This is a genomic window from Micromonospora globispora (assembly GCF_003857015.1).
Lineage (GTDB): Bacteria > Actinomycetota > Actinomycetes > Mycobacteriales > Micromonosporaceae > Micromonospora > Micromonospora globispora.
Window position 1 is genome coordinate 1 of the sequence record NZ_QGGF01000060.1, and the last position, 21,767, is coordinate 21,767.

The window sequence follows — 21,767 nt, forward strand, 5'->3', positions numbered from 1 at the left end:
CCTGCGCCGCGCCCGCCGCCGGGTCGACGCCCGCGAGCACCTGCGCACCGCGCTGGCGCTGTTCGAGGACCTCGGCGCCACCCCGTGGGCAGAGCGGGCCGCGCAGGAGCTGCGCGCCTCCGGGGAAACCGCCCGCCGCCGCGACGTCACCACCGCAAACGAGCTGACCCCGCAGGAACGCCAGGTCGCTGCCCTGGTCCGGCAGGGCCTGTCGAACCGGAACGTGGCCGCGCAGCTGTTCGTCAGTCCACGCACCGTCGACTTTCACTTGAGAAACTGCTACTCCAAACTGGGCGTCAGCTCCCGCGCCGAGCTCACTGCTCTCCCGCTCGACCTGTGACCGGCATGGCCTTGCACCTGAAGACCGCATCAGTCGCTGTCACTCACCGACCCCTCTCGCGTATACTCCCCGGGGGTATGTGCGAGTAGCGTGGCCTTCAGATAACCATCGTTTCCTAATAACGCAGCTGTCGAGTCCCTGGCCCGATCGCGTCGTCGCGCGGCGGCAGGATCAGGTGCCCACAGCCTGGGCACGCCACCGCCGTCGCCGGCGTCCGCGCCCGGACGCACACCATCCGCCCCTGCTCAACCACCTGCTCGGTCACGAGCGAGGCCAGCTGGGGGAACAACGTCTTGATCAGATCGGAGACACACCGGCGTCAGACTGCCGCACCAGCACCATCCACTTGAGACTGCCCCACCACCGTCTCTGCACAAGAGGTTCTTCTTACAGACCCTTCGCATCATGGCGACATGTGGGCTGATCCGGGCGTGTTGAGGCTGTTAATGCTGATTTAACGGTGCAGGATACGGGTGTGCCGGCCAACAGGGCGAGTGCAGGGGGTTGAGGGTTGGGTGTACAAGCCGCGGGACGAGACGGGCTGGTCGAGAAGCACAGGTCCTTGGCCGGAAACCGCGGCGAGGTCCTCGACGCGCTGACCTCCCGGCCCACGATCGCCGATCGACTCAAAAGGCGGATGGTGGTCAAGGCGCTGCTGAGGGTCTCATCCCGTACCCGGTTGGCGTTTCTCCTGGGGTTGCCCCGTGAGTTCGTCGCGGACCTTCCCGCCGAGGCATTCGTCGCGGCGTTCGGGCGCGTCGCCGCCGCCGACGCGACCGTCGCCGAATGGCTGGCTGCCCTGGCGCGAGACGGCCGGGTAGACGCGATGCAACGCGAGGTCGATCGACTGCGGACTGAGCTGTCGGCGGCCGAGGGGCGAGCCGAAGCAGCCGAGCGCCGGGTCGCCGAGCTGGCCGACCGCTGCGACCAGTTGGAGGAAGCGCTGCGCGTCGAGTACGCCGAGGCGACGTCGGTACGGGCGGCCCAGGACCGACAGCTTCAGATCGACACCATCCGGGCGTTGGCGGATCTCGCCGCCGAAATGGAGGAAATCGCAGCGAATCACCTCGAACCGGAGCTGCTCGTTGAACGGGTACGGGCACTCGTTGCAGCACAAGCACTGGAGCCGGTCGGGCTGGCGGGCGCGAAGGTGTCATTCGACCCGGCGCAGCACGATCCGATCGTCGGCGGTCCCCTGGCCGGTGCGGAGGTGATGGTCATCCGGCCTGGCTACCGGTGGCACCCGACGGGGGGAGAAATCCTCATCCACAAGGCCCTGGTCTCGCAAGCGTAGGAGGACGGCATGGGTTTGCACGGTCGCGCGGTCGGAGTCGATTTCGGGACGTGTACGTCTCTCGTCGCTACGCGGGCCGGGCGCCGGCCGGTGGAGATCGCACCCCTGGGCCGCACGACCCGGTGGTTTCCGTCCCTCGTCGGCTACCGGGGGGCGACCCTGCTGGTGGGTGAGGACGCCGCTGCGCTCCCCGACGATCAGGTGATCCGCTCGATCAAACGCGCCATCACCGAGGACCGTAGCGTGGTCTCGCTGCCAGGTGGGGACGGCCCGCGCGAGGTCGCGGCCGATGAGGTGCTCGTCGCCGTCCTCTCCGAGATCGGCAAGCGGGCGGCGGCAGCCCTCGGCCGGCCGTTGACCGATGAACGCGATCTGCGCCTGGGCTGTCCGGCGATGTGGAACGGTCAGCAGCGGGAGCGGCTCCTCACCCTCGCGGCGAAGGCCGGCCTGCCGATCGACGACTCCACCCTCGTTGACGAACCGGCCGCAGCGGGCGTCGCCTGGCTGACCCACCGCTTCCTCGCCTATGACGGGCGACCGAAGGGGCGCCTGCTGGTCTTCGACATGGGTGGGGGCACTCTCGACATCGCCGTCCTCGACGTCGAGGGCGGAGCCCGCCCCGAGATATCGGTGCTGTCGGCGCTCGGTACAGCCCACGCCGGGGACGCCCTGGATGACGCGATCGCCGCCGACCTGACCGAGGAGCTGCTCCGGCGCGGGTTCCATGCCCAGGACTCACCTCATCCGGCACTCTTCCGCGCCCTGATCCACCGGGCAGCACGTGAGGCGAAAATTGGACTTTCGCGGTTGCCGGAGCAGCGCGTCGTGCTGCCCACCCGTCAGATCGGGCAGGTTCCGGTCGTGACGTACACGCGGGAACAGCTGGAGGAGTCGTTCCGTCCGCAGTTGGACGACGCCGAGCGGCTGGTCTGGGCGGCGGTGCGCGCTTCACGGCTGACCGGACGGGGCAATCGGTCGCCCGCCGAGCTGCGTACGCTGGGACCGGACGAACTGCGCGACGACATCGACTACGTCCTACTCACCGGTGGGATGAGCCGGATCCCGTACGTCCGTGAACGGATCGGAGCCCTCTTCCCCAGGGCGCAGGTCTTTGACTACGTAGGGGTCTATTCGGACGAGGCGATTGTCGCCGGCTTGGCGGACACCACGGGATACGACCGGCTCAACCTGCACCGGCCCGGCTTTGACTTCGTGGTGGAGTGGGATGAGGGCGGCCAGCTTCAGCGCGAGACGCTGTACGCGGGATACACCGCACTCTACGAGCCGTGGCAGGTCCTGAATGGTGAGTCCGAGCTTGGGTTCACGCGGAGCGGACGCGACTTCCCCGGGCCGACGCAGGGGAACGGTCGACTCCGGATCCGATCCGCGTCGGGCGAGCCGCTCGGCCTCGCGCTCGACGATCAGGTGATGGACGGTGTGAGCCTGACGTTCGGTCGCAGCATGGCATTCGAGCTCCACTGCAACGGTCGGATCATGATTCGACACGGCTCCGGCGAGAAGGTGCAGCTTCAGGTCCAGTGGTGGCCGGTCGGAAGTCGCGACGATGCGCTCCTAGTGCTCGAGAGCGTCCAGGGGACAAAGCCGCCGACGCCCTGGAACGCCGAACGCAAACCCGAGAGCTGATCCGTCGAGCCGGCTGGTCGAGGAAGCGGCATTCTCGGCATCTGAACGCCGCTGAGCAGGACCTCGATCTCCACGTCCTTGAGGATGGCGTCGAACAGGGTGGGGAACCTCCGGGGTACCCGGAGGCGACGGTCGGGAACCTCCGGGGTGCCCGGAGGCGACGGTCGGCAAGCACGTGGGCAACATCCTGACCAAGCTGGACCTGCCACCCAGCGACGACACCAACCGCCGCGTCCTCGCGGTCCTCACCTACCTCGGGGCGCGCCCCGCGACACCGGGAAGGGGTTGCGCGGATAAACGATCTTCGACCACACTCCCCCCGACGTCCCGCCACACACCGGCGGGCCTGACCCAACGGGGATTCCATGCAGCCGTTGCACCCGGAGACGACCGCACGGCGTCCGGTCTGGATGTGGGCCGGCGCCGCCGCCGGGCTCGGACTCGCCGTCACCATGTTCCTAAACAACAGCGGACCCCGCACCCCCGCCGCGGCGAGCCGGCCGACCGACACCGGCACCTTCGTCGTCACCGGCGCGGTGGTACTCGGCGACGGAGCCTCCTTCACCCGGGACGACCACCTCGGCTGCGCCGGCACAGGCGGCTACGCCGACGTCAGGGACAGTGCGCCGGTGCTCATCGCAACCGCCGGCGGGTTTGCCGCCGGGAAGCTGACCGACCCCCGCGCACTCACCGACGGCACCTGCCGGTTCTTCTTCACCGTCCGCGGGGTGCCCGCCGGGCAGAACACCTACCTGCTCATGGTCGCCGACCAGGAATCCCACCAATACGTCGAACAGGAGCTCAAGGCCTGGCTGGTGAGCCTGCGCGTCGACTGAAACCGGTCAGAGGTTCAGCGATCCGGGGTCGGTGGCGAATGCTTCGGGTACCTGCTCGGTCCCGGCTCACCACCCGGTTGCGGCAGGCGGCCGGGGCGGCGGTCGCCGACGACGGCCGCACGATCGTGCAGGCCGCCCGCGACCACGGCATCTCATGGCCGGTCGTCGCCGACGCGTTCACCGCCCACGCGGGCAGGGTGCCGCCAGCCGAGCCGGACCCGGTCACGGTGCTGGGCATCGACGAGGTCCGACGGGGCAAGCCGCGCTGGACCTGGGACGAGCAGGCCGGCTCGTGGACCACCACCGCCGACCGGTGGCACGTCGGCTTCGTGGATCTGTCCGGCGGGCAAGGCCTGCTCGCCCAGGTCGAAGGCCGCACCACCGCCACGGTCACCGGCTGGCTGAGGGATCGCCCGCAGGCCTGGCGCGACCAGATCCAGGCGGTCGCGATCGACATGTGCACCGTCTTCAAGGCCGCCATCCGCCAGGTGCTGCCACACGCGCTGCTGGTGGTCGACCACTTCCACATCGTGCAACTGGCCAACCGGGCCGTCACCGAGGTCCGCCGCCGCATGACCCTGACCCGACGCGGACGCCGCGGACGCGGCACCGATCCCGAATGGCGGATGCGCAACCGGCTGACCCGCTCCGCCGCCCGCATGCCCGGCAAGCACGTCGACCGCCTGGTCGACACCCTCGAAACCCTGCCCACCACGATCGGCGCCCCGATCCTTGCCGCGTGGAACGCGAAAGAAGACCTAATCGACCTCCTCGCGACCGCCCGCACCCAGCCCGACCGGGAACACATCCACCGGCTCCTGCACCGCTTCTACACCCGCTGCGCCGCCACCGACCTGCCCGAACTCCACCGGCTCGCCACCACCATCGAGACCTGGTGGCCACACATCCACGCGTTCCTGACCACCGGAATCACCAACGCCGGCTCCGAAGGCACCAACCGCGTGATCAAGACCATCGCCCGCGACGCCTACGGCTTCCGCAACCCCGAGAACCAACGCCTACGCACCCGCACCGGCACCACCCGACGCCACCGCGGGCACCTCAACCCCGCTTAACTTCGAAGAGCCAGTATGAACTGCCTGCATCTGGCACTGAACGTGGCCGACCATGTGCGAGCGATTGCGCTGCTACTGGCGCAGCCACAGTCGCCGGTACCGATGTACGCCCATTCGACCGTGGCGCGAGCCGCCGTCGAATCTGCCGCGATGCTGATGTACATCCTCGACCGGCGGCAGGTCTTCGAGATCCGGTTCGCTCGCGGAGTCGCCCACCTGATTGCGGACGCGACCGCAGCGGGGGGGTCTCACTCGTCCTGGACGTGCTCAAACACTGCACGTAACGAATTGGGGGGAGCGATTGAGGTCGGGGCATGTCGGCCTGTGCTTCGGCTGATGGTTGGTCAGCAGGTGGTTTGCCGGGCGAGCACCAGTTCGGTGTGGCGTGTGGTCCGAAGGGCGGATCGGTCGGAGACCAGCCCGGCGAACGCCAGGTGGGTTTCGCGTAGGTCTCGCGGCGGCCGGTGTATCGCTGAAGGGGGCGCCACTGCTTGTACTCGGCGCTGGTGTGCTCAACGCAGATCCGGCGGGAGGACTGGCGGCGGCGCGTCTCGCGCCGGTTGTGGTGATCGCCGAGCGAGGCGTCCTTCTTGGGTTTTCCCGGCGGGGCGGTTACCTGGCTGGGGAACTCGTTGGCCAGGCCCCAGTAACCTTCGTCGACTTCGGCCTTCACCTTTGGACAGTGGCGGAACCGCTCGGCGATGCCCTCGGTGCGCGCGGCTGTCTGGTCGTGCATCCGGCCCGGTCGGATCACGCCGGAGAACAGGGTGCGGCCCTGCCGGTCGCTGAAAGTGGTGGTTTTGATGGTGTTCTGCTTCTTCCTGCCGGAGACGAACGCCTTGCGGCCGGGCCGGCCGGCCCGTGGCCGGCGGACCTGCACCTCCGTGCCGTCGATTCGCAGGTCGACGCCCTCGACGTCGGCGTAGGCGAACAGGTCCTCCAGGGCCCGCAGCCGCGGGCCCGGCCGGTCGGGGACGGCGAAGCCGCGAGCGGTCAGCAGCGGCCTGACCTCGCGGATCGCGGCGGAGACGGTGGAGCGGTCCACCCCGTAGAGCTCGGCCAGAGCCGCGTGCGGCAGTTGGTGGCGTAGGTGGACCAGGGTGACCAGCAGCCGGTCGGTGAACACCAACTGGTGTCGGGGGCCCGCGCCGGCGGCCCGCTGCCGGTCCCCGCCACGGCGCTCGCGCAAGGCCGACTCGCGTGCCGAGACCCACCTCGGTGCGAGCTGTTCGAGCAACGCGCCGAGGTGGCGGGAGATGCCGGACAGGGCAGGGTGGGACAGGGCCGCGCGGGCCCAGGCGTGACTCACAATTCGCCTCGTCCGTTCGGTTCTTGGAGTGGCTACCGGTGAAGCCGGTGTTTTCCGGCCGCTACCGGTTGCGGGCCATCCAAGGGAACGGGGCAAGGTCGGGCTCGACCCAGCTGGTTCGGGCCTGGGCACTGGCCAGCGTCGCGGAGCGGTAGAAACGGGTGAGCAGGCGCTTGTCGAGCAGCGCGGGATTCCGTTCGGCGAAGGCCGCGAAATCCTGCAGCTCGTGCTCGGCCGCATGGTGGGCCACCAGCTCCACCCAGGCCTGGCTGACGGTGGAGTGGTATTTCTGGGGCACTCCCGCGTAGCGGGCGGTGCGCTGGATACCGTCGCTGACCAGGGCTATGGCCGCGGGCATGCCGACACGGCGCACCGCCAGCCAGGTCAGGTGGACGTGCTCGCGGTGGCCGAAGGTGCCGGCGGATGCCGTCACCTCGGCCATCAGCTCATCGAAGACGCAGGTGTCCCGGGGTGCCCCGGATTCGGTTGGGGTCATGAGGACACCTCAGCCAGGGCGCGCAGGACGGTGTGGAAGTCGGCGATGGCCTCGGCGGGCAGGCCGCCGAGCGCGCGGGCTTCCACCTCGATCAGGGTCCGGCGGATTGTGTCGGCGGCGAGGCGGCCGGAGGAGGTCAGCCCGATGACCACGACCCGGCGGTCGCCCGGGCGAGTGCCGCGCGTGATGTGGCCACGGCGCTCCAATCGGTCCAGCACGCTGGTCAGTGTGGTCGGGCGGCTGCCGGCCGCGGTTCCGAGCTCGGAGATGGTGCGGCCGTGGCCGTCCGCGAGGATAGCCATCGCGTTGATCTCGGAAGCGGTCAGATCGAGGTCGACCAGCTCGGCGGTGAGTATCTGCAGGGTGGCATGAGTGGCGCGCTGCAGCGCGAGCAGCGCCGACTGCTGGGGCGGCGTAGAGGACGAAGTCACGATTTCGGACTATACGATGCCGTAGTAACTCATGCAAGTCGACCCGAATCGGTCCCCAACTCGCAAGGGTTCGGTACTCGAGCACGTCCAACCCGGACGGCCTGTCGATGCCCTTCTCCTTCGCGCCCCGCGACCCGGGCGAGGAGCCACGCCGGGTCGGGGTTGTCCGACCGGCTCGCCTCGACCATGCTGAAACGCCGCGAGGGGCTGACGAAGCCGGGTTCGCCGGCCCGCGTCCCTGACCGCCGAGGAGTGTCCCGTGAGCTTCCCCCACCGCCACGACCACCCTCAGGGACGCCAACCCGCAGCCCCGGCACGGCGCAGGCTGACCCTGCTGCTCCTCACCCCCGCGGTGCTGCTCACCGTCGTGGGCATGCTGCTGCTCTGGCCGCACCACACCCCCAGGCGGAAGCCACCGACGAGCCACCCCGGGTCCTCGGGCAAATCCGCACGGTCTCACCCCAATCCTGTCCCGCAGCCGAAGGCGAGAACGAGGAGGCGTCAGGGCCGCCAACGCCCACCATCGCGTGCGGATCGGTCACCGTCACCCTCACCAGCGGCCGGGAGGCCGGCACCGACGTCACCACCGACATACCGTCCGGTCCCGGCGCGCCCCGGCTGCACGCCGGCGACAAGGTCACCCTGCTCCTGCTCGACGACGCAACCGGCGGCGGCAAGAGCTACTCGATCATCGAGTTCCAACGCTCCCACCAGCTATGGCTGCTCGGCGCGGCCTTCGCCCTCGCCGTCATCGCCTTCGCCCGCTGGCGGGGCGTCACCGCGCTCGCCGGCCTCGCCGTCACCTTCGCCGTCCTGCTGCTGTTCATCATCCCCGCCATCCTCGACGGCCGGTCACCGGTGCTCGTGGCCGTCGTCGGCTCCGCCGCCATCATGCTCACCGTCCTCTACCTGACCCACGGGTTCACCACGACCACCTCCGTCGCCGTCGCCGGCACCCTGATCAGCCTCACCATCACCGCCCTGCTGTCCGGGGCGGCCACCGCCGCCGCCCACCTGTCCGGGGTCGCCGACGAGACGGCCAGCTACCTGTCCATCGCCTACCAGAACGTCGACATGCGCGGCCTGCTGCTCGCCGGCATCGTCATCGGATCCCTCGGCGTGCTCGACGACGTCACCGTGACCCAGTCGGCCACCGTCACCGAACTCGCCGCGGCCAACCCGTCCTACCGCTTCCGGGAGCTGTACCGTGCGGGCACCCGCATCGGCCGGGCACACATCGCCTCCGTCATCAACACCATCGTCCTGGCCTACGCCGGCGCGTCCCTGCCGCTGATGCTGCTCTTCGCCGCCGGCAACACCCCCGTCGGCGACCTGCTCACCGGCGAACTGGTCGCCCAGGAACTCGTCCGCAGCGCGGTGGGCACCATCGGCCTGATCACGGCCGTCCCCATCACCACCGCCCTCGCGGCCCTTGTCGCCAGCCGTGCCCGTGACACCGGCCTGGTCGGCGCCGACCGGGCGCAGCCGGAACGACACGCGCCGCCACGCGAGGACCCCTGGGTCGCCTTCGCGGAAGACGACGCCCGGTGGTGACACCCGTGGGGTGCCGGCCGGGCTGTTGATGCCAAGGGCACCTTCAGCGGTGACCGACCGGGCGTTGTGCTGATGCGGAGAGTGCCTTGATGGCCGGCCGGCGCGGACCCCGGGGTGTCGGGTTTCACGCCGGCCGGTATCCGCCACTCGGTGGTGTCCGGCCCTCAGCGGATGATGAGGCCCACGCGCACGCGAACGATCTGACGTCTCCCGCCCTCCTGGGGAGCGAGCCGGCAGCGGCCCACCACGTCGACCGAGCATTGACACAGGTTCGGGCGCGGGTGGGCCCGCCGGTGACCTGCTCGGCCCGTCGCCAGCCAGCCGCAGGCGAGACGGCGTTCCCGGGGCACACCCGTTTTCACGTTGCGTGACATCGATCTCGGGCTGCTCGGCGTGTGGGCATACCTGGTCTTTGACATGAGCGGCAACGCCCAACATCACCACCAGCGGACGCCGTAAATACATGAAGGAGTGACAGAACTCCACAATCCGGCCCGCTGCACCTAGCCTACACATCGAGGCCATGACGGACAGGCGTACCGATCGTGGAGGTCCTATGGCGACGCGGGCGAACACAATCCCCGGACAGGCCACTCTCGCGTCGTGGGCTGTCCAGCAGCGCAAGGTCCGGCCGCAGCGGTTCATTCCGCTGGCGGATGGGCTGCGGTTCGCGTTCTACGGGCGGATGTCCACGGTCGACTTTCAGGATCGGGCGTCGTCGTGCCTTTGGCAGCGCGACTACGCCGAGGACCTTGTCGCCGGCCATGGTCGGATCGTGGTCGAGTTCTTCGACGAGGGTGTCTCCCGTCGGGTTGCCTGGCCGGACCGGCCGCAAGCGTCACGGCTGCTCGCCGCCGTGGCGGACCCAGCACGCGGGTTCGACGCGATCGTCGTCGGCGAGTACGAACGCGCTTTCCACGGCCAGCAGCTCGAACAGCTGACCCCCACCCTCGTCAAGCACGGCGTGCAGCTGTGGCTGCCCGAGACCTACGGGCCGGTGGACTTCGACAACCCCCGACAGGTGGCGCTGCTGGACCTGCTGGGCGTGCACTCCCAGCGGGAGGTGTCCCGGGCGCGGCATCGCACCACCGCGGCCATGCGCGCCCAAGCCGAGCTGCAGGGTCGACATCTCGGCGGCCGGCCGCCCTACGGCTACCGACTCGTCGACGCCGGCCCTCATCCGAACCGCGCCCACGCCGCCTGGGGACGACGCCTGCACCGCTTGGAACCCGACCCGGCGACCGCACCGCACGTGAGGTGGATCTTCGCCCAACGGCTCGCCGGCTGCAGCGTGGCCAGCATCGCCCGCGATCTCAACGACTACGGCGTGCCGTGTCCGTCCGGCGCCGACCCGGGACGTAACCGTCACCGCAGCGGCCAAGGCTGGATGCTCACCACCGTCGCGGCGATCCTGGCCAACCCCCGCTACACCGGCCGCCAGGTGTGGAACCGCCAACGCACCGACCAGGACGACGTCGAGCCGGACGGCACCATCGCGCGGCACCGCGAGGTCCAGCGCGCGAACGCCGCCCCGCAATGGATCATCTCCCGCCAGATCGCCCACCCACCGCTGGTCAGCGAGGAGCAGTTCATCGCGGCCCAGGCCATCCACACCGCGCCCACCCCCGCGGACGGCCCTCCTCGCCACTATCTCCTGGCCGGACTGGTCTGCTGTGGCGTCTGCGGCCGGATCATGGACTCCCACTGGGTCCATGGCCGTCCCGGTTACCGCTGCCGCCACGGCTACACGAGCAGCCGCACCAATGCCTCTCCCCGACCGAAGATCCTCTACATCCGGGAAGATCACCTGCTGGACCGCATCCGCCACGACAGCGGGCTCCACCGCCACCACTCCGCGCTGCGCAGCCCCGACCTGGAGAACGTCACCGCCTACCTGCGAAACGAACAACATGATCATCGTGTGCGACCACCACACCTGGACCTGCGAATCCGACACCGCGATCTACACGCTCACCCCTGCGGGGAGCTTCCTCGCCACCACAGCGAAAATCCCCGCCCAACGGGACGGAGACCAGGCAAAACACGAAGAACCATCACGCTTCGCGTGGAAATAACGTGTCCGAGACGCGAACACCAGTTCCAAGCACACCTGCTGGAAATAGGTATGCATGCGTTGAAGGTAGCCACTGTGGACTGCGTGAGCAACTCCTCGAAAGCGATCGGAGGAGGGCGGTTGCGGGATCCTTCGTCATCCTCGACTTCCCACCCGGCAACGGCGGTCGTGCCGTCCCCGAGCCCTCCGTCGCCTACAGCGAGTCCCTGACCGGCGCGCTCTACCTCGATAAGCCGCGCCCAAGGCGGCTGCCAGTTCGGCCATGGTCACGCCGCGTGGGAGGAACTGGCGGCCTACGACAAGGTGTGGCAGGGGCACAGTGCGCTCGCGCTCGATGAGGGACAATCAAGGCGCATGATCAAAGCAATCTTGAGCGAGGCACAGCATGACTGACCTGACCGGCGCGCGCTGGCGCAAGAGCACCCGCAGCGGTGGCAACGGCGACGACTGCGTCGAGGTCGCCGACAACCTGCCCGGCGTCGTCGGGCTATGCGACAGCAAGGACCCGATCGGCCCGGTCCTGACCTTCCACCCGGATGGCTGGATCGCCTTTGTCACCGCTGTCAGGAACGGGATTTTTCCCCGCTAACCGACTCCGCAACGACAAACGTCTCTCGGGGAGGGTTGTTCGTCGCTTATGTCCTTCTACGACTCCTGAGTTCGGGTAGACGCCCGCCGCCGCCACATTGGTCAGAGTTCCAAGCGGGATGCTCCACTCGCTGCTCAGCTTGTTCAGCGCGGTTGAGGGCCGTATCGGGGGCCGAGAGTGGCAACTGCCTTCTTGAGCTCCTCGCCGACATTGTCGAGGCTATCCGGTTTTGCGGGGTCGACGGCTGCACTTATCGCCGCAATCAAACTGCCATCGCCTGCCAACAGGGGCGTGGCCACGACAAACGCGTCTGCGAACGTGACTCCGCGGTTAAAGGCGAGTCGGCGGGAGCGGATCTCGGGGAGCTCGGCGAGGAATTGCCGGACCTCGCCTGCCTGCTCCGGACTAGCCAGGTCGAGGAGGCGGTACATCTCGTCGTCGGGGACGTTGGCGAGCAGGATCTTTCCGGCAGCGCTCGTGTAGAGCGGGCGACGGGCGTGGGTGCGCGCGACGAACGTCAGGCTGGGTGACTCTTCACCCGCACGGTCAGTGAAGACGATGGCGTCCCCGACGCGCACTCCGACGAGGATGGTGCAACCGAGGACCTTGCCCAGCTCGGCCACGAACTGGTGATCGAGTGACAGCGCGGCCAGCTTGTTCGCGCGCGAGGCGAGGATGAACGGCCCCGGTCCGAGGTGGAACCGGTGCTCCTCCTCGATGAGATAGCCGCGGGCGAGAAGTCCGTTGGTCAGCTCCTGCACGGAGCTCTTCGCCGCGCCCAGGGCGGCTGCCAGTTCGGCCAAGGTCACGCCCCGTGGGCTCAAGGACACGGTCTCGAGAATTTCGATCACTCGGTCGACAGTGCGATGCGGGCGGGCAGGCATGCGGCTGACGCTAGCACCCCCTCCGAATGGTCCCGAGGGGTCTTGTCAAGTGGCGTGGGTCACGCTAGCGTACGTATACACGGTTTCCAGTACGTAAATACGTACGACCTCCACCCGAAAGGCTGGAAACATGACCGCAACACTGTCCCCCACGACGCTCACTACCCTCAGCGGCGTCCCCCTGCCGCTGGTCGCTCTGCCGCAGGGTGAGCTGCTGACCGTCAACATCGACCAGATCCCGCTGCTCAAGGACGCTATCGCCCCGGGCGTTCACATCCAGCCGCTGCGTCTGGACCCCGAGCGCGGCGAGTGGGTCGTCCTGGGCATCCTGGCGCCCGGGGCCGAGCTGCCACTGCACTACCACACCGGTCCGGTTCAGGTGTGGACGATCCAGGGCCGCTGGGTGTACCGCGAATACCCCGACCAGCCGCAGGTGGCGGGCTCCTACCTGTACGAGCCCGGCGGCTCGGTGCACACCTTCTACTGCCCCGAGGACAACACCGAGGACACCATTGCCCTGGCCTGGATCGTGGGCGCGGCAATCAACTTCAACGAGGACGGAACCTTCCACTCGATCATGGACGCGGTTTCCGCGCAGCACCGGACCGAGACCGTGTCGGCCGTGCAGGGCACCGGTCCCGTCCCCTACATCCGCGGCGCCGCTAACGGTGTGAACAAGTCCTGATTGGAAACGGCGAGCAGCCATGGCACCGCCGTTGACCGGCCGCCAATCGCTGCAGCGCGGCACCGGCCGCAACCACAGATCCCGGCGATGCCGCGCACCGCCGTACCGGTCACCATCCACCTTCGCTTTCCCAAACACGAGGTGTCGCATGAGTACCCAGCAAGCCATCGCCACCCAGCCCACCCGTGCCCGCAGGATCGCGTTCGCGGCGACGGCCGCCGCGTCGATCGAGTGGTACGACTTTTTCATCTACGCCACGGCCGCGGCGCTGGTGCTCGGCCCGCTGTTCTTCCCGGGGGCCAGCCCAGCGGCCGCCGTGCTCGCGTCGTTCGCGACGTTCGGGGTCGGCTTCGTCGCCCGGCCGATCGGCGGGGTCATCTTCGGGCACTTCGGCGACAAGGTCGGCCGCAAACCGATGCTGGCGATCGCCCTGGGGCTGATGGCGGTGGCCACCACGCTGATCGGGCTGCTGCCGTCCTACGACACCATCGGTGTGCTCGCCCCGATCGCTCTGGTCGTGCTGCGGATCTGCCAGGGCGTGTCGGTCGGCGGCCAGTGGGCCGGGGCGATGCTACTCGCCACCGAGTCCGCGCCGCCGGGCAAACGCGGGCTGTACGGCAGCCTCGTGCAGATCGGCGTCCCAATCGGCATGATCCTCGGCAACGCCGTCTTCCTCGTCCTCGCCGCGGTCCTCTCCGACGAGCAGTTCATGGACTGGGGCTGGCGGGTGCCGTTCCTGCTCAGCGCGGTGTTCGTCCCGTTCGCCTTCTACATCCACCACCGGATCGACGACACCCCGGAGTTCAAGCACGCGGAGGAGAAGCTGGCCTCGCAACCGCTGGCGCAGCGCCGCTCCCCGATCCTGGACGTGCTGCGCCAGCACCCGAAGGCGGTGCTGCTGGCAACGAGCGTCTTCTTGGTCATCGGCGTCGCCTTCTACATGCTCATCGCCGGCCTGCTCGACTACGGCACCCGGGCCCTCGGAATTTCGAAAGGCTCGATGCTCGCCGCGGTTCTCATCAGCGTCGGGGCCATGGCCGCGTTTCTGCCGCTGTTCGCCGGCCTGTCCGACCGCGTCGGCCGGAAACCGGTGTATGCCGCCGGTGCGGTGGTCACGGGCGTCTGGGTCTTCGCGATGTTCCCGCTGGTGGAGACCGGCAACCAGGGGCTGATCATCCTGGCGCTGCTTGTCGCCATGCTCGGGCTCGCCATGATGTACGGCCCGCAGGCGGCGCTGTTCTCCGAGATGTTTCCCGCCCACCTGCGCTACTCCGGCGCCTCGCTCGGCGCCCAGATCGCCAACGCGATCGGCGCCGGATTCGCCCCCTTCATCATGGTGTTGCTGCTGGAATGGACCGGTAGCTCGCTGTCGGTGGCCGTCTACATCGCCGCGCTGGCCGGCCTCGCGCTGATCTCGCTGGCCTTCATCACCGTCACCCCCGAGAAGGTGCGCGAAGATGCCGGAGCCGCGCCGGGCCTCGTAGTTGCCGCCGGTGTCGACCCCGAGGACTGAAGACAACCACCGTGCGGACCCCGGCGGAGCTGCTCGACCTCGTCGGCAACCCGATGGGTCAGCCTGGCTCACACGCCATCACCCAGCATCAGCTGAACCTCTTCGCCGACGCCACACATGACCACCAGTGCACGTAAATACAACAACAGGAGGACCGACCCATGACTTCAACACTCTCTCCCGGGGTGGCCATCACCGGCACCGGCGCCCCGCTGCCGCTGGTCGCCCTGCCGCAGGGCGAGCTGCTGACAGTCAACATCGACCAGATCCCGATGCTCAAGGACCTGGTCGGCCCTGGCATTCACATCCAGCCGCTGCGCCTGGACCTCGAGCGGGGCGAGTGGGTCTTCCTGGCCACCCTGGCGCCCGGTTGCGAGCTGCCGCTGCATTACCACACCGGTCCGGCTCAGGTGTGGACGATCCAGGGCCGCTGGCTGTACCGCGAGTACCCCGACCAGCCGCAGGTGGCGGGCTCCTACCTGTACGAGCCCGGCGGCTCGACGCACACGTTCTACTGCCCGGAGGACAACACCGAGGACACCATCGCCCTGGCCTGGATCGAGGGCGCGCAGGTGAGCTTCAACGAGGACGGCACCTTCCACTCGGTCATGGACGCGGTCGCCCTCCAGTACCTGATCCAGACCGCGGCGGCGGAGCAGGGCCTCACGGTCCCCTACATCGACGGCGGCGTCAACGCAGTCAACAACGCCTGATCCGAAGGTCCCGAGGTTCCCCCGGCGAGAGGTCTTACCGGGGGAGGCTCGCCCCTCAGCAAACAGATCGAAAGAGGAGAAGCGATTATGCCGGCCTTTGACGGCGTCCGGGTCCTCGAACTGGGTCAGATCTACAACGGCCCCTATTGCGGGCTCCTGCTCGCACAACTGGGCGCCGATGTCATCAAGGTCGAGCCACCCGGCGGTGAGCCGTTGCGCTTCCGCTCGCACGAGCCGATCGAGTCCCACGAGTTCGTGATGCTCAACTCCAACAAGCGCAGTGTGGTGCTCGACCTGAAGACCGACGCCGGTCGCCAGGCGCTGCTCGACCTGGTCGAGACCGCAGACGTACTCATCGAGAACTACGCGCCGGGCACGATGGAGCGCCTCCAGCTCGGCCCGGCGCGTCTCCTCGAGCACAACCCGCGTCTGATCGTGGCCTCGGGCAAGGGCTACGGGTCCACCGGCCCCTACGCGCACATGTCGGCCATGGACATCACGGTGCAGGCGATGTCCGGCAGCGCCTCGGCCACCGGGGACCCCGACGGGCCACCGACCAAGGCCGGCACCACGTTCGTGGACTTCTCCGGCGGCATCCACCTGTTCGGGGCGATCAGTGCGGCCCTGTTCCAGCGCGAACGCACGGGACGGGGACAGATCGTCGAGGTCTCGATGCACGACACCGTCTACCCGATGCTGGCGTCGAGCCTGGGAGGCCTCCACAACCACCCCGACCGACAGTTGCCCGAGCGTACCGGGAACCGGCATGCGGGCATGGCGGTCGCGCCGTACAACCTCTACGAGACGAGCGACGGATGGCTCGCGATCATCTGCATCTCGGAGCGGCACTGGCGCGGCGTGGCAACCGCGCTGGGTCGGCCTGAGCTGATCGACGACCCCAGGTTCCGCGCGGCGAAGGACCGGGTCGCCAACATCGATGCGCTCGACGAGGAGGTGTCTTCCCGCACGAGGACCCGGACGCGCGCCGAGCTGGTAGGCGACCTGCAGGCCGCGGGTGTGCCCTGCGCGCCGGTCAAGACCATCCGTGAGGTTGACACGGACGAGCACCTGATCCAGCGCGGCATGATCCAGTACGTCGAGCACGCGGCCAGGGGGCGGGTGCCGGTCCCCGGATGTCCGCTGAGGCTCAGCGACTCGCCGGTCGGACCGCATTGGGCCGCCCCGCCGCTGGGCCAGTCGACGGAGGAGATCCTCGCGGAGCTCACCGGCATTGCGGCCGACACCCACATCAATGGTGAGGAGTCCCAGCATGTCCTTCGTGCCTGAGCCCGACACTGCATTGGCGGCGTATTACGCCCAGACACAGCCGCGGGTCGGAGCCGTCCTCGCGCGGCGCAGCCTGGGCACGCTGGACGCGGTGACCATCGGCCGCTACGCAGTGACCATCGGCGCCGCCGATCCGATCCACTACGACCCGGCGGCCGCACGGTCTGCCGGGTACGCCGATGTCGTGGCGCCACCGAACATGCTCGCCGCGATCGTGGAGTGGGGGATCGGCACCCCAGAAGCCCAGCTCCAGCCCGACGGAACTCCCCATGACGGTGAGATGCCCCTTGGTGACGGCGACCTCAGGCTGCGCGTGATGGGCGCCGGCGAAGAGATGGAGCTGGTCAGTCCCGTGATCGCCGGCACGGAGCTGGTGCTCGAGACGACCCTCGAGGCGGTCACTCCCAAACAGACCCGCTCTGGCACCTGCGTGTTCGTCACCACCAGCCACACCTTCATGTCCGCTGAGGGTGCCGTCCTCAACCGCAACCGGCGCACTGTAGTACTGCGCAACCCCGTGCAGGAGTCCTGATGTCCATCACCTTCCAGGTCGGAGACGTGCTTCCACGGCTCAGGCACACGGTCACGGCCCTTCAGTTGTTCCGCTACAGCGCGGTCACCTGGAACCCGCACCGCATCCACTTCGACGCACGCTACGCACGCGAGGAGGGTCACCCCGGTCTCGCGCTGCACTCCCACCTCCGGGCAGCGCTCGCGCTACGCTGCGTCACCGAGGGCCTCGGTCCGCAGTGGCACGTCACAAAATTCGACTACCGACTGCGAAAGCCCGTCTACGCGCCGGCCGAGCTGGCCTACGCCGCCCGGGTTACGGAGGCCGACGGCGACAGCATGACCCTAGAGCTGATCGAGGAGCACCCCTCGGGCGGGGTGGGGTTCGAAGGGACGGTGCGGGTCAGCAAGACCGGGGCAGTGACCACTGAGGGATTTCCTGTGTCGACAGCGGGAGCGACAGCATGACGTCGGCATCAGGACGGGGGCAGCGTCCCATCCGCGTCGGGAACTGCTCCGGCTTCTACGGTGACCGGGCTTCGGCCATGGCCGACATGGCCGAAGCCGGCGGCATTGACGTCCTCACCGGTGACTACCTCGCCGAGGTCACCATGCTGATCCTCGGGAAGGCGCGCGCCAAGGACAGCACCAAGGGCTATGCGGCCACCTTCCTGCAGCACCTCGACGCGGCGCTCGAGCACCTCGTCGCGAACGGCATCCGGCTCGTCGTCAACGCCGGAGGACTCAACCCCGCCGGGCTGGCCGCAGCAACCCGCGAACTGATCGCCCGCCACGGTCACGACCTGCGGGTCTCCCACATCGACGGCGACGACGTCTTCGGCTGCCTCGACGCTCTGCGGCAAGCGGGCTGTTCACTGCCGCACCTGACGAGCGGCGAGCCGTTGTCGTCCTGGCCGCACCAGCCCCTGACGGCCAACGCCTACCTGGGCGGATTCGGCATCGCGCGCGCCCTCGACAACGGCGCCGACATCGTCATCACCGGCCGCGTCGCCGACGCCTCACTGGTCGTCGGTCCCGCCGCCTGGTGGTGGAATTGGACCCCCCATGACTACGACGCCCTCGCCGGCGCGGTCTGCGCCGGACACGTCATCGAATGCGGACCACAGGCCACCGGCGGCAACTTCTCCGGGTTCCGTACCATCGCCGACCTCGTGCAGCCCGGCTTCCCGATCGCCGAAATCGCCGCTGACGGCTCCTCAGCGATCACCAAGAACCCAGGCACCGGCGGCGCCGTCACCCAGGACACGGTCACCGCTCAACTGCTCTACGAAATCGGTGAACCCGCCTACCTCAACCCCGACGTGGCCACCCACCTGGACACCGCCACGCTGACCGACCTCGGCGACGACCGCGTCGAGATCCGCGGCGTGCGAGGAACGGCGCCACCCGCGACGACCAAGGTCGCGATCACCGGGGTGGGGGGATGGGCGAACAGCCTGATCCTCGCGCTCACGGGCCCGGACCTCGACGCCAAGGCCGCCCTCGTCGAACAATCCGTCAACCACCATGCCCAGTCCGTTGACGGGCTCGACGCGGTCGCGATCGACCGTATCGGGCAGGCCAGGCACGATCCCGATAGTCAGAATGCGGGAACCGAGTTGCTCAGGATCACCGTGCAGGGGACGGAGCGGGCCGCCGGGCGCGCCTTCTCGTCGCGGATGGTCGAGCTGGCCCTGTCCAGCTATCCCGGGTTGTACTCCCTCGGCCCGCCCCAACCAGGGTCGGCATTTGGTGTCTACTGGCCTGCACTGCTCGACCAGGCGATGCTCGAACACGTGGTCCACCACCATGACGGCAGGACCGAGATCGTCGCACCCGGCAACCCACCCGGCGCCGGGGGCGAGGTGACCCCGCAGCCCGAGCCGTCGCCCGCGCAACCGGTGCGAGCGCCATGGACTGACGAACTGGTCGTCGTTCCACTCGGTGAGATCGTGCATGCCCGCTCTGGCGACAAGGGCGGCGACGCGAATCTCGGCGTCTGGGTACGCGACCGGGAAGCATGGGAGTGGCTCAGGTCGACCCTCACCGTCGACGAACTCCGGCGTCTCCTACCCGAAACACGCGAACTGGCGATCTCGCGCTACGAACTGCCCAACCTCGGCGCGGTCAACTTCGTTCTCCGAGGACTGCTCGGGACCGGCGCCACCTCCACCCTGCGGCTGGACGCGCAGGCGAAGGCACTCGGCGAATGGCTGCGCTCACGCAGCACCAAGGTGCCGCGATCTCTTGTCAAGACGTAGCCCAGCAAGCCAACAGCGCCGCCCGGCAGCGGCGCGGCTTCGTACGCACCGATGTCAGCGCGAAGCCGCGCCGTCCGGGCCCGGCACCTCGGGTCGCCCGGGGCATGTGCTCGACCGCATCCCCATCCACTGATGAGCAGGAGAGCACCGATGAGCGACCCCGACGAGAGCAACATCGACGTCGTCCGCTGGGCCACCCGAGAGTTGGCCCGCAAGTTCGACTACGGGTACTGGCGGGAGAAGGACAAGCTGGGCGAGTACCCGTGGGAGTTCGTCAGGGCGTTCGCCCAGGGCGGGTGGCTCGGAGCGCTCATCCCCGAGGAGTACGGCGGCCTCGGGCTCCGCCTCGCGGAGTGTGGCGTGATGATGCAGGAGATCGCCGCCTCGGGTGCCGGCGCGAGTGGCGCTTCGGCGATCCACTTCTACCTGTTCCCACCCGCCCCGATCATCCGCTACGGCTCGGAGGAGATGAAGCAGGAGTTCCTGCCCAAGCTCGCCCGGGGCGAGATCCTCATGGCGTTCGGCGTCACCGAGCCGACCGCCGGTGTGGACACCTCCCGCATCACCACGAAGGCCGAGAAGGTCGACGGTGGCTGGGTCGTCAACGGCCAGAAGGTCTGGATCACCAACGCGCAGAACGCCCACAAGATCCTGCTGCTGGCGCGCACGTCTGTCCGCAACGAGGAGAAGCCGTTGGACGGGATGACGCTCTTCTTCACCGACCTGGACCGCGACCGGATCACGGTCCGGGAGATCGAGAAGCTGGGCCGGTCGGCGGTCGACTCCAACGAGCTCTTCATCGACGACCTGGAGGTCCGTGACGACGAAGTCGTGGGTGAGGTGGGCCAGGGCTTCAGGTACCTCATCGACGGGCTGAACTCCGAGCGCATCGTCGTTGGCCTGGAGGGTGTAGGCCTCGGTCAGGCGGCACTTGAGCTGGCGACGAAGTACGCCAACGAGCGGGTGGTCTTCGACCGGCCCATCGGTCAGAACCAGGCGGTCGCCCACCCGCTGGCGGACTCGTGGATCCGCCTGGAATCCGCTCGGCTGATGGCCATGCACGCGGCCAAGCTCTACGACGACCACGAGAACTGTGGCAAGGAGGCCGCCGCGGCGAAGTATCTGGGCGCCGAAGCCGGCTTCGATGCCTGCGACCGGGCCATGTCCACGCACGGTGGCTACGCCTACGCGAAGGACTACCACGTGGAGCGGCTCTGGCGGGAGGCACGGCTGCTCCGCAACGCGCCGTTCTCGCAGGAGATGGTCCTCAACTACATCTCCACCCAGGCGCTGAGGCTGCCCCGCGCGTACTGAGGCAGGAGTCTGCGCCGACGCCCTCCGCCGGTCGTTCCGGCTCGTCCTTCCCCATCGCGGCAAGAACGTCGCCTCTTCGCACATCGGGGCCCCCGACCAGCACTGACACCGTCCGCCGTTGCGCCCCTCTCGGCACGTAGTTGGCGCCCCGGTAACTGGTGCTTGCGCGCGGCGTCAGTAATTCGTCAGTAACGGTTCAGCCGTAGCCTGCCCCGCGCGGGTTGCGTTGTCGGATCGGCGGACGTGTTGAACCCGGGTCGGGTCCGCGGTCAGATCGCTTGGGCGAGTTCGGTGAGCGCCGCGGCGACCCGCAAAGCGGGCGGGGCGTCGATGGCGAGGTCGTAGTGGCCGCGGCGCAGGTTTTGCATGAACGCGTGTCCGGCGATGATCACCTGCGCAGTCTTGTCCGTTCGTAGCCCGCGCATCGGTTTCAAACGGTGTTTCAACTGGCTGTGATCGGCTTCGATCGGATTGTTCGCGTACCGCTCGACGTGGTGCCACGCGGACGGGACCAACTGGTCGAGCACGGCGGGGTAGACCGGCGCTGCGTCGGTGACCACCTCGCCGGGTGTCACCTTCAACGTCGACAGCACTCGTCGGAAGAACCGCCGGGCCGCGCCGGCGTCACGGCGGGCCGAGACCAGCACGTCGATGACCTGCCCGTACTGGTCGACCGCCCGGTACACGTACCGCCACACCCCGTTCACCTTGACGTACGTTTCATCAACGAACCACCTGTCGCCTGGTGAGTGCCGGCAGAACCGAGCGGCGTCGGCCAGCAGCGGCGTGAACCGCTGCACCCAGCGGTAGACGGTGACGTGATCGACCTCGACGCCACGTTCGAGCAGCGGTTCTTCAACGTCGCGATAGGACAGGCCGTAGCGGCCAGCGGACGCGACCACGATCACCTCCGGCGGGAACCGGAACCCGGCGAAAGCCGACCTCGGAGGCAGCCAC

At 68.6% G+C, this 21,767-nt stretch carries 20 protein-coding genes and 2 pseudogenes; 17 read left to right on the forward strand and 5 right to left on the reverse strand.

Annotation, left to right across the window (positions count from 1 at the left end):
• From DKL51_RS01775 to DKL51_RS01800, 6 genes and pseudogenes are all read left to right on the forward strand, one after another.
• Positions 1–340: response regulator transcription factor (locus tag DKL51_RS01775; protein WP_148097703.1), on the forward strand; the 340-nt coding region annotated here is incomplete at its 5' end.
• Between the two features lie 637 nt (positions 341–977).
• Entirely contained in the window at positions 978–1,634 is a 657-nt protein-coding gene (locus tag DKL51_RS01780) for a hypothetical protein (RefSeq protein ID WP_109946111.1), read from the forward strand.
• 9 nt (positions 1,635–1,643) lie between these two features.
• Positions 1,644–3,278, forward strand: coding sequence for an Hsp70 family protein (locus DKL51_RS01785; RefSeq protein ID WP_124811657.1), 1,635 nt, complete (start codon positions 1,644–1,646; stop codon positions 3,276–3,278).
• Between the two features lie 154 nt (positions 3,279–3,432).
• Positions 3,433–3,555, forward strand: a pseudogene (locus DKL51_RS36065) (DNA-binding response regulator); the annotation flags it as partial.
• 88 nt (positions 3,556–3,643) lie between these two features.
• On the forward strand, positions 3,644–4,114 hold the full coding sequence (locus DKL51_RS01795) for a hypothetical protein (protein ID WP_109946113.1): 471 nt from the start codon (positions 3,644–3,646) through the stop codon (positions 4,112–4,114).
• Positions 4,115–4,134: 20 nt separating this feature from the next.
• Positions 4,135–5,190 (forward strand): annotated as a pseudogene (locus DKL51_RS01800) (ISL3 family transposase); the annotation flags it as partial.
• Here the strand turns inward: DKL51_RS01800 and DKL51_RS01805 are convergent.
• The 3 genes from DKL51_RS01805 to DKL51_RS01815 form a co-directional block, all read right to left on the reverse strand.
• On the reverse strand, positions 5,177–6,499 hold the full coding sequence (locus DKL51_RS01805; protein WP_207783933.1) for a transposase family protein: 1,323 nt from the start codon (positions 6,497–6,499) through the stop codon (positions 5,177–5,179). The pseudogene DKL51_RS01800 and the gene DKL51_RS01805 overlap by 14 nt on opposite strands.
• Before the next feature lie 61 nt (positions 6,500–6,560).
• Positions 6,561–6,995, reverse strand: coding sequence for a hypothetical protein (locus DKL51_RS01810; RefSeq protein WP_243420757.1), 435 nt, complete (start codon positions 6,993–6,995; stop codon positions 6,561–6,563).
• Positions 6,992–7,426 carry a MarR family winged helix-turn-helix transcriptional regulator gene (locus DKL51_RS01815; protein WP_243422533.1) on the reverse strand — a complete coding sequence of 145 codons (435 nt, stop codon included), beginning with the start codon at positions 7,424–7,426 and terminating at the stop codon, positions 6,992–6,994. Before DKL51_RS01815 ends, DKL51_RS01810 begins: the two co-directional genes overlap by 4 nt.
• A gap of 252 nt (positions 7,427–7,678) precedes the next feature.
• Here DKL51_RS01815 and DKL51_RS01820 point away from each other — a divergent pair, with 252 nt between their 5' ends.
• From DKL51_RS01820 to DKL51_RS01830, 3 genes are all read left to right on the forward strand, one after another.
• Positions 7,679–8,980, forward strand: a complete 1,302-nt coding sequence (locus DKL51_RS01820) for a YibE/F family protein (RefSeq protein WP_243422534.1) — start codon at positions 7,679–7,681, stop codon at positions 8,978–8,980.
• 556 nt (positions 8,981–9,536) lie between these two features.
• Positions 9,537–11,264, forward strand: coding sequence for a recombinase family protein (locus DKL51_RS01825; protein WP_423790662.1), 1,728 nt, complete (start codon positions 9,537–9,539; stop codon positions 11,262–11,264).
• Between the two features lie 175 nt (positions 11,265–11,439).
• Positions 11,440–11,643 carry a DUF397 domain-containing protein gene (locus DKL51_RS01830; RefSeq protein ID WP_109946114.1) on the forward strand — a complete coding sequence of 68 codons (204 nt, stop codon included), beginning with the start codon at positions 11,440–11,442 and terminating at the stop codon, positions 11,641–11,643.
• Between the two features lie 143 nt (positions 11,644–11,786).
• Here DKL51_RS01830 and DKL51_RS01835 read toward each other — a convergent pair whose 3' ends face one another.
• A complete protein-coding gene (locus DKL51_RS01835) occupies positions 11,787–12,494 on the reverse strand; it encodes an IclR family transcriptional regulator domain-containing protein (RefSeq protein ID WP_207783934.1) in 708 nt (235 codons plus the stop codon).
• Positions 12,495–12,657: 163 nt separating this feature from the next.
• Between DKL51_RS01835 and DKL51_RS01840 the strand changes: the two genes are divergently transcribed.
• The 8 genes from DKL51_RS01840 (at position 12,658) to DKL51_RS01875 (ending at position 20,810) form a co-directional block, all read left to right on the forward strand.
• Entirely contained in the window at positions 12,658–13,212 is a 555-nt protein-coding gene (locus DKL51_RS01840; RefSeq protein WP_109946116.1) for a 2,4'-dihydroxyacetophenone dioxygenase family protein, read from the forward strand.
• A 148-nt stretch (positions 13,213–13,360) separates the two neighbouring features.
• Positions 13,361–14,725: an MFS transporter gene (locus DKL51_RS01845; RefSeq protein WP_109946117.1), complete on the forward strand. Its 1,365-nt coding sequence runs from the start codon at positions 13,361–13,363 to the stop codon at positions 14,723–14,725.
• 161 nt (positions 14,726–14,886) lie between these two features.
• Entirely contained in the window at positions 14,887–15,438 is a 552-nt protein-coding gene (locus DKL51_RS01850) for a 2,4'-dihydroxyacetophenone dioxygenase family protein (RefSeq protein ID WP_109946118.1), read from the forward strand.
• 87 nt (positions 15,439–15,525) lie between these two features.
• Positions 15,526–16,725: a CaiB/BaiF CoA transferase family protein gene (locus tag DKL51_RS01855; protein WP_109946119.1), complete on the forward strand. Its 1,200-nt coding sequence runs from the start codon at positions 15,526–15,528 to the stop codon at positions 16,723–16,725.
• Entirely contained in the window at positions 16,709–17,257 is a 549-nt protein-coding gene (locus tag DKL51_RS01860) for an FAS1-like dehydratase domain-containing protein (RefSeq protein ID WP_109946120.1), read from the forward strand. The genes DKL51_RS01855 and DKL51_RS01860 overlap by 17 nt, the downstream gene beginning before the upstream one ends.
• Complete coding sequence (locus DKL51_RS01865) at positions 17,257–17,703, forward strand: MaoC/PaaZ C-terminal domain-containing protein (protein WP_109946121.1); 447 nt, start codon at positions 17,257–17,259, stop codon at positions 17,701–17,703. Before DKL51_RS01860 ends, DKL51_RS01865 begins: the two co-directional genes overlap by 1 nt.
• Entirely contained in the window at positions 17,700–19,496 is a 1,797-nt protein-coding gene (locus DKL51_RS01870; protein ID WP_109946122.1) for an acyclic terpene utilization AtuA family protein, read from the forward strand. Before DKL51_RS01865 ends, DKL51_RS01870 begins: the two co-directional genes overlap by 4 nt.
• Before the next feature lie 150 nt (positions 19,497–19,646).
• Positions 19,647–20,810, forward strand: coding sequence for an acyl-CoA dehydrogenase family protein (locus tag DKL51_RS01875; RefSeq protein ID WP_124811658.1), 1,164 nt, complete (start codon positions 19,647–19,649; stop codon positions 20,808–20,810).
• Positions 20,811–21,079: 269 nt separating this feature from the next.
• On the opposite strand, the gene DKL51_RS01880 is transcribed toward DKL51_RS01875, so the two are convergent.
• Complete coding sequence (locus DKL51_RS01880; RefSeq protein ID WP_109946156.1) at positions 21,080–21,763, reverse strand: IS6 family transposase; 684 nt, start codon at positions 21,761–21,763, stop codon at positions 21,080–21,082.
• Between the last annotated feature and the right edge of the window lie 4 nt (positions 21,764–21,767).

Coding starts and splice junctions, on each gene's coding strand:
- DKL51_RS01845 (WP_109946117.1), top strand. CDS start 13,361: ATGAGTACCCAGCAAGCCATCGCCACCCAGCCCACCCGTGCCCGCAGG.
- DKL51_RS01855 (WP_109946119.1), top strand. CDS start 15,526: ATGCCGGCCTTTGACGGCGTCCGGGTCCTCGAACTGGGTCAGATCTAC.
- DKL51_RS01865 (WP_109946121.1), top strand. CDS start 17,257: ATGTCCATCACCTTCCAGGTCGGAGACGTGCTTCCACGGCTCAGGCAC.
- DKL51_RS01825 (WP_423790662.1), top strand. CDS start 9,537: ATGGCGACGCGGGCGAACACAATCCCCGGACAGGCCACTCTCGCGTCG.
- DKL51_RS01785 (WP_124811657.1), top strand. CDS start 1,644: ATGGGTTTGCACGGTCGCGCGGTCGGAGTCGATTTCGGGACGTGTACG.
- DKL51_RS01780 (WP_109946111.1), top strand. CDS start 978: ATGGTGGTCAAGGCGCTGCTGAGGGTCTCATCCCGTACCCGGTTGGCG.
- DKL51_RS01875 (WP_124811658.1), top strand. CDS start 19,647: ATGAGCGACCCCGACGAGAGCAACATCGACGTCGTCCGCTGGGCCACC.
- DKL51_RS01840 (WP_109946116.1), top strand. CDS start 12,658: ATGACCGCAACACTGTCCCCCACGACGCTCACTACCCTCAGCGGCGTC.
- DKL51_RS01860 (WP_109946120.1), top strand. CDS start 16,709: ATGTCCTTCGTGCCTGAGCCCGACACTGCATTGGCGGCGTATTACGCC.
- DKL51_RS01810 (WP_243420757.1), bottom strand. CDS start 6,995: ATGACCCCAACCGAATCCGGGGCACCCCGGGACACCTGCGTCTTCGAT.
- DKL51_RS01850 (WP_109946118.1), top strand. CDS start 14,887: ATGACTTCAACACTCTCTCCCGGGGTGGCCATCACCGGCACCGGCGCC.
- DKL51_RS01830 (WP_109946114.1), top strand. CDS start 11,440: ATGACTGACCTGACCGGCGCGCGCTGGCGCAAGAGCACCCGCAGCGGT.
- DKL51_RS01795 (WP_109946113.1), top strand. CDS start 3,644: ATGCAGCCGTTGCACCCGGAGACGACCGCACGGCGTCCGGTCTGGATG.
- DKL51_RS01870 (WP_109946122.1), top strand. CDS start 17,700: ATGACGTCGGCATCAGGACGGGGGCAGCGTCCCATCCGCGTCGGGAAC.